Origin of the sequence: Amycolatopsis vancoresmycina (genome assembly GCF_000716785.1) — a bacterium.
Classification (GTDB): domain Bacteria; phylum Actinomycetota; class Actinomycetes; order Mycobacteriales; family Pseudonocardiaceae; genus Amycolatopsis; species Amycolatopsis vancoresmycina.
Genome location: NZ_JNYY01000044.1, coordinates 1 through 7021, shown reverse-complemented (window position 1 = coordinate 7021; position 7021 = coordinate 1). Strand labels below are relative to the sequence as shown.

Genomic DNA, 7021 nt, shown 5'->3' with positions numbered 1-7021 from the left:
CCATGGTCCGCTGGAGCATCATCCGCATCACCAGCCGCCGCCTCACCCAACGCACCTAAGTTCAAGAACAGGCTCTAACACTGTTTCTCACTCACGACCGGTGCGGCAGGGGGCTCAGCCGCGGAACGCTGTCCGGTAGGACGAGGGGCTCGTGCCGCGCAGCTTGCTGAACTGGTGCCGCAGGGCGGCCGCCGAGGCGTAGCCGCACGCCGTCGCGATGTCCTCCACCGACAGCCCGCCCGCCTCCAGGAGCGCCTGGGCGCGGTCCAGGCGCCGCTCGGTCAGCCAGCGGTGCGGCGTGGTGCCCGTCGCCGCGGAGAAGCGGCGCAGGAACGTCCGCTCGCCCAAGCCGCTGCGGCGGGCCAGTTCCGCCACCGTGAACGGCTGGTCCAGGCGCCGCTCCACCCACTCGAGGGCCTCCGCCACCACGGCGTCGTCGCCCGCCGCCGTGGCCGGGACCGGTGCCTGCACGAACTGCGCCTGCCCGCCCGCGCGGTGCGGGGCCGCCACCATCCGCCGGGCCAGCGTCGTGGCCGCCGCGACCCCGCGCAGCCGGCGGACCAGGTGCAGGCACAGGTCGACCGCGGCGACCGTGCCCGCGCTGGTCAGGACGCCGCCGTCGTCGGCGTAGAGCGCCTGCGTGTCGACCTCGGCCGCCGGGAAGCGCGCGCGGAACTCCGCCTCGTACACCCAGTGGACCGTGCAGCGGCGGCCGTCGAGCAGGCCCGCGTAGCCGAGGGTGAACACCCCCGCGCAGAACCCCGCAACCCAGGCTCCGCGCCCGGCCGCGTCACGCAGGACGTCCAGCACCGGTGCGGGCGGCGGCGCGGTGCGCGGCGCGCACGTCGGCACGATCAGCAGATCCGCCGACGCCGCGAAGTCCAGGTCGCGCAGGCCGGACAGCCCGAACCCGGACCAGCTCTCCACCGCGGACCCGGCGGGGGAGCAGACGGCGAAGTCCCAGCCTTCGATGCCGTCGGCGCTGCGGTCGGTCCCGAACACCTCGCACGCGACACCCAGCTCGAACGGGGAAACGCGGTCGGCGAGCACCACGGCGACCCGGTTGACGTCCATGGCAGCCAGTCTGTCACAAGTTTTGCGGCCGTTGTCATCTCTGACACTGGTTGGCGACGCCGATCGCGACGAACCTGGTCGGCATGACGAACTCCGAAACCCGCCCGCTGCTCCAGTGGTCCGCCGCGATGGCGATGTCCGGCACGATCGGCGCCGTCGTCCTCGAGAGCGGCGCGGCCGCCCCCGCCGTGGCGTTCGCCCGCTGCTTCGTGGGCGGCGCGCTGCTCGTGCTGTGGTGCCTCTCGCGGGGCTGGCTGCTGTCCTGGCGGCCGTCCCGCCGCGACCTGGGCCTGGCCGTGCTGGGCGGGCTGTTCCTGGTCGGCAACTGGGTGCTGCTGTTCGCGTCGTACGCGCTGTCGTCGATCTCGGTCAGCACAGTCGTCTACCACACCCAGCCGCTGATCCTGGTCGGCCTGGCGGCGGCGTTCCTCGGCGAGAAGGTGGCCAAGAGCCACCTGGTCCGGGCCGGGATCGCGTTCGGCGGGGTGGCGTTGATCTCCCTGTCCGCGCACGGCGAAGACGGCAAACCGGTGCAGCTGGCCGGCATCGCGCTGGCCCTCGGCGCGGCCGTGCTCTACGCCGGAGCGTCCTTCGTGGCGAAGCAGCTGAAGCACATCCGTCCGCACCTGCTGGCCGCGGTGCAGACGACGGTGGGCGCCGTCGTGCTGGCGCCGCTGCTGCTGGTGACGCCGCTGCCGTCGACGACGTCGGGCCTGCTGTGGCTGGTGCTGCTGGGGACGGTCCACACGGCCCTGATGTACGTGCTGATGTACGCGAGCATCGGCAAGCTGCCGACCACGACGGTGGCCCTGCTGTCGTACCTGTACCCGGTGGTCGCGGTCCTGGTCGACATCGCGTTCTACGGCCACCGCCCGACCTGGCCGGAGGCACTGGGCATGCTCGCGGTCCTGGCCTCCGCGCTGGCCCCGCAACGCCGCCGCCCGGCCCCGGAACCCGACCCGGAACCGGCCCGCCGGCCGTGCGCGGACCCGCAACTCACGTGACGGAAGCCGTCACCGGCGTGATCAGGGACGTAACTCGTGTGTTCGGGGCCGGAACTCGCGAGTTCCGGCCCCGAACACGCGAGTTACGGCTTCAGTCACGCGAGTTCCGGCTTCGAACACGCGGGTGCGGGTTCAGCTGAAGGCGATCCAGCGGTCCAGCAGCGCGGCCGCGGCGCCCGAGTCGATGGCCTCCGCGGCCCGGGTCAGCCCGGCCCGGAGGTCGTCCTCCAGGGACTCCGAGAAGCCCGTGAACGCCGCCAGCGCGGCCGCCGCGTTGACCAGGACCGCGTCGCGGACCGGGCCCGGCTTGCCGCCGACCAGCTCGCGGACCACCTCCGCGTTCGCCGCCGCGTCGCCGCCGCGCAGGTCGTCCGCCGTCGCCCGCGGGATGCCCACGGACGCCGGGTCGAAGCTGCGCTCGGTGACCTCGCCGTCCGAGACCACCCAGACCGTCGACGTCGTGGTCGTGGTGATCTCGTCGAGGCCGTCGTCGCCCCGGACCACCAGGGCGCGGGTGCCGCGGCGGGCGAACGTCTCCGCCAGCACCCGCGTCTTGTCGGCGTACGCGCAGCCGATCAGCGCCGCGCCCGGCTGGGCCGGGTTGGTCAGCGGGCCGAGCAGGTTGAACGTCGTCGGGATGCCGAGCTCGCTGCGCACCGGGCCGGCGTGCCGCAGCGCCGGGTGGAACGCCGACGCCAGGAAGAACCCGACGCCGACCTCGGCGAGGCTGCGCTGGACGTCCTCCGGCGGCAGGCTGATCCGCACGCCGAGGGTCTCCAGCACGTCCGCCGCGCCGGACTTCGACGACGCGCTGCGGTTGCCGTGCTTGGCCACCGGCGCGCCCGCCGCCGCCGTGACGATCGTCGCCATCGTCGAGATGTTGACCGAGTTGGAGCCGTCGCCGCCGGTGCCGACGATGTCGACGGCCGGCCGGTCCAGCTCGACCCGCCGGGCGTGCGCCAGCATCGTGGCCGCCATCCCGGCGATCTCCTCGGGCGTCTCGCCCTTGGCCCGCAGCGCCACCGCGAACCCGGCGATCCGGGCCGGGCTGGCGGCGCCGCTCATGATCTGGTCCATCGCCCACGCCGTGTCCTCCGCGGACAGATCGGCGCCCGCGATCAGCTGTTTGAGCAGGGGTGGCCAGGTGCGGGGGACCGGGGTGGTCACCGGGCTCAGCCGTTCACGACGGGGACCCGTCGCGCGCGCAGCACGTCGGCGACGGTCTCCGCGGCGGTCAGCGGGTCGAGCGGGTGCACCAGCACGGCGTCCGCCTGCGACCAGGTGGCCAGCCAGCGGTCGTCCCGGCGGCGCACGGCCACCACGATCGGGGGACAGTCGGTGATTTCACTCTTCAGCTGCCGGCACAGGCCGATGCCGCCGGTGGGCTGCGCCTCACCGTCCAGGATGGCCAGGTCGACGGTGCCCGCGTCCACCTCGGACAGCACGTCGGCGATGCCGGCCGCCTCGACGTAGTCCACGCGCGCCAGGTCGGCGGCGGGCCGCCGGCCGACCGCGTTCACGATCGCCTCCCGCACCTCCGCCTTGTGGCTGAACACCAGGACCCGCATCGACTGCTCGCCCATTGAGCACGCCTCCGTCTCGCCGTCACGCTTCCGGCTCGATCGTATCGGCCGAGACCGACATCACGCGGTCGGCTCCGGCTGTTGCGCGTCCCAGCCGAGCGCGTCGCCGCCCAATCGTTGTGCGAGACCGGCCATCCGGGACCGTTCCTGGGCGCAGTGCAGCGCGTCGACCACCTGGACGCGGACCGCGAGCACCCGCGCGAAGCCGTCCGAAATCCCCTGTTCCCGCAGCTCGTAGCCGTCCTGGGCGAGGATCGGCGCCGCCTCGGCGAGCCGGTCCGGCGGCAGCAGCAGGTGGTGCCGCAGGACGGCCGGTGCCGTGCTGACCCAGTCGGGTGAAGCGGCGAGCACGGCGGAGTCCGCGACGACCGGGTCGAAGGCCTCGGCGACGATCTTCAGCCCGGCCGCGTCGGGGCTCAGACCGGCCGTTTCCCGCTTCTTGACCAGGTCAAGCAGGCGGTCGAGTAAACCCATGAGTAGCTCTCACCTTCCCGGGCATCCGGTGTGATCGGTTACGCAGACGACCCGCCGTGGACCCACCCGGCGGAGCGGTGGTGCGAGAGGACATAATGCGACGCGTGACAACGGCAGCTCCCACCATCAGTCAGCGGGTCCACTCGCTGAACCGGCCGAACATGGTCAGTGTCGGCACCATCGTGTGGCTTTCCAGCGAGCTGATGTTCTTCGCCGGACTGTTCGCGATGTTCTTCACCGTCAAGGCGCAGAACTCGTCCGGCCAGTGGCCGCCGCCGCTACACGGCGAGGAGTTCCACCTCAACGTGGCGTACGCGATCCCGTTCACGGTGATCCTCGTGCTGTCCTCGCTGACCTGCCAGTTCGGCGTGTTCGCCGCCGAGCGCGGCGACGTCTACGGGCTGCGCCGCTGGTACATCATCACGTTGATCATGGGCGCGATCTTCGTCGGCGGCCAGGCCAACGAGTACCACAACCTGGTCGAAGAGGGGATGACGATCCCGTCCGGCCCGTTCGGCACGGTCTTCTACCTCGCGACCGGCTTCCACGGCCTGCACGTCATCGGCGGGCTCGTCGCCTTCGTGTACCTGCTCATCCGCACGAAACTGAGCAAGTTCACGCCCGCCCAGGCCACGTCGGCGATCGTCGTGTCCTACTACTGGCACTTCGTCGACATCGTGTGGGTCGGCCTGTTCGGTGTGATCTACCTCCTTCCGTAGGTCCGCCCAGCCGCCACCACCATCACCATCGGCCTGAACTGACAGCAAGGGTTGCCGCAAGATGACCACCAGCACGAAATCCTCGGAGCGCCGCTACCGCGCGCGGTCGAAGCTGCGGAGGCGGTTCGCCGGCCTGCTCGCGCTCGGCATCGCGCTGGTGGGCGCCGGCGCCCTGTACGCCGTGTTCGCCCCGGAGCCGCAGACCGCGCAGGCCCAGGGCACGCCGGCGCAGCTGCGCCTCGGCGAGCAGGTCTACAACAACACCTGCATCGCGTGCCACGGCGCCAACCTCGAGGGCGTGCAGGACCGCGGGCCGAGCCTGATCGGCATCGGCGACGCCGCGGTGTACTTCCAGACCTCTTCGGGCCGCATGCCCGCCGCGCGCCAGGAGGCGCAGGCCGAGCGCAAGCCGCCGAAGCTGACCGAGGCCGAGATCGACGCGGTCGGCGCCTACATCCAGGCGCACGGCGGCGGCGTCCAGCGTCCCGCGGAGAAGGGCGAGGCCCTGCGCGGCAACGACCCGGCCCGCGGTGGCGAGCTGTTCCGCCTCAACTGCGCGTCGTGCCACAACTTCACCGGCCGCGGGGGCGCGCTGTCCGCCGGCAAGTACGCGCCGAACCTGGACCCGGCCAGCGAAGAGCAGATCTACACGGCCATGCTGACCGGCCCGCAGAACATGCCGAAGTTCTCCGACCGGCAGCTGTCGCCGCAGGAGAAGAAGGACATCGTCGCCTACGTGAAGTCGGTGTCGGACGGCAACAATGACCCGGGTGGGAACGGCCTCGGCGGGGTCGGCCCCGCTTCGGAGGGCGTGATCGCCTTTATCGTCGGGATCGCCGCGCTGATCGGCGTGACGTTGTGGATTGGATCGAAGGCATGAGTGCCGAGGGGCCGAAGCCGCCGACGGAGGCGGAGCTGGCTGAGATGGACCGCGACCAGCTGGTCAAGCTGGGTGGGGCGCTCGACGGCGTCGAGATCGTCGAGTACCCGACCCCGTGGCCCGTGGAGGGCACCCGGGCGGAGAAGCGGGCCGAGCGCCTGGTCGCGTTCTGGTTCGGGCTGTCCGCGCTGGCCGGGATCGGGTTCGTCGTCTCGCTGATCTGGTGGCCGTGGAAGTACGAGGCGCCGGACAACGAGAACGGCCACTTCTGGTACAGCCTCTACACCCCGATGCTCGGCATCACGCTCGGCCTGGCCATCCTCGGCCTGGGCATCGGCGTGATCCTCTACACGAAGAAGTTCGTGCCCGCCGAGGTCGCGGTGCAGCAGCGGACCGACGCGGACGGTGCCGGGTCGGCCGAGGTCGACCGCGCGACGATCCTCGCGCACCTGGCCGACGCCGGGAACCGCAGCACCATCGCCCGCCGGTCGCTGATCAAGCGCTCGGCGATCGCCGGGGCCGGCGCGCTGGGCCTCGCGGCCGCCGCGCTGCCGGTCGCGTCCTTCATCAAGAACCCGTGGAAGGACAGCGAGTCCCGCGACTCGCTGTGGCACACCGGCTGGCAGCCCCTCTACCCGGGCGAGAAGGTGTACCTGCGCCGCAACACCGGCAAGCCCATCGAGGATCCCAAGGACGTCAGCCTGGTGAAGGCCGAGGACCTGGACGCCGGCGCGATGGAGACGGTGTTCCCGTACCACAAGGACTCGGAAAAGACCCCGGAGGCACTGGCCGCGGCGCTGACCCGCGTCGACAACCCGGTCATGCTGATCCGCCTGCGCCCGACCGACGCCGCGAAGGTGGTCAAGCGGGCCGGCCAGGAGGACTTCAACTTCGGCGACTACTACGCGTACACGAAGATCTGCAGCCACGTCGGCTGCCCGACCTCCCTGTACGAGCAGCGGACCAACCGCATCCTGTGCCCGTGCCACCAGTCGCAGTTCGACGCCCTCCACTACGGCAAGCCGATCTTCGGCCCGGCGACGCGGCCGCTGGCCCAGTTACCGATCACGGTGGACGAAGAGGGATACTTGTACGCGCGAGGCGACTTCATCGAGGCCATCGGTCCGGCCTTTTGGGAGCGTAAGTCATGAGTTCACTCACCACGCCGACCAAGGGGTCGAGCCCGGTCGAGAAGGCGCTGGGCGAGGCCGCGAACAACGCCGACCAGCGGTACCGGCTGGCCAAGGGCCTGCGGCACCAGATGAACAAGGTGTTCCCGACCCACTG

The 7021-nt window shown here is 71.5% G+C and carries 8 protein-coding genes; 4 read left to right on the top strand and 4 right to left on the bottom strand.

Features of this window, described 5'->3' with window-relative positions; genetic code table 11:
- Positions 1 to 114: 114 nt before the first annotated feature.
- A complete protein-coding gene (locus OO60_RS44205; RefSeq protein WP_004561364.1) occupies positions 115 to 1074 on the bottom strand; it encodes a GlxA family transcriptional regulator in 960 nt (319 codons plus the stop codon).
- An 83-nt stretch (positions 1075 to 1157) separates the two neighbouring features.
- Between OO60_RS44205 and OO60_RS44200 the strand changes: the two genes are divergently transcribed.
- Complete coding sequence (locus OO60_RS44200; protein ID WP_004561366.1) at positions 1158 to 2078, top strand: DMT family transporter; 921 nt, start codon at positions 1158 to 1160, stop codon at positions 2076 to 2078.
- 132 nt (positions 2079 to 2210) lie between these two features.
- On the opposite strand, the gene trpD is transcribed toward OO60_RS44200, so the two are convergent.
- The 3 genes from trpD to OO60_RS44185 are packed head-to-tail and all read right to left on the bottom strand — an operon-like array spanning position 2211 to position 4135.
- Entirely contained in the window at positions 2211 to 3245 is a 1035-nt protein-coding gene (gene trpD, locus OO60_RS44195; protein WP_033263633.1) for an anthranilate phosphoribosyltransferase, read from the bottom strand.
- A 5-nt stretch (positions 3246 to 3250) separates the two neighbouring features.
- Entirely contained in the window at positions 3251 to 3661 is a 411-nt protein-coding gene (locus OO60_RS44190) for a response regulator (protein ID WP_004561371.1), read from the bottom strand.
- 60 nt (positions 3662 to 3721) lie between these two features.
- Positions 3722 to 4135: a hypothetical protein gene (locus tag OO60_RS44185; protein ID WP_033263632.1), complete on the bottom strand. Its 414-nt coding sequence runs from the start codon at positions 4133 to 4135 to the stop codon at positions 3722 to 3724.
- A 95-nt stretch (positions 4136 to 4230) separates the two neighbouring features.
- On the opposite strand from OO60_RS44185, the gene ctaE reads away from it, so the two are divergent.
- From ctaE to qcrA, 3 genes are all read left to right on the top strand, one after another.
- A complete protein-coding gene (gene ctaE, locus OO60_RS44180; protein WP_063749462.1) occupies positions 4231 to 4854 on the top strand; it encodes an aa3-type cytochrome oxidase subunit III in 624 nt (207 codons plus the stop codon).
- Positions 4855 to 4915: 61 nt separating this feature from the next.
- Entirely contained in the window at positions 4916 to 5734 is an 819-nt protein-coding gene (qcrC, locus tag OO60_RS44175) for a cytochrome bc1 complex diheme cytochrome c subunit (RefSeq protein ID WP_004561376.1), read from the top strand.
- Positions 5731 to 6885 carry a cytochrome bc1 complex Rieske iron-sulfur subunit gene (gene qcrA, locus OO60_RS44170; RefSeq protein WP_004561378.1) on the top strand — a complete coding sequence of 385 codons (1155 nt, stop codon included), beginning with the start codon at positions 5731 to 5733 and terminating at the stop codon, positions 6883 to 6885. Before qcrC ends, qcrA begins: the two co-directional genes overlap by 4 nt.
- The last annotated feature ends 136 nt before the right edge of the window (positions 6886 to 7021 follow it).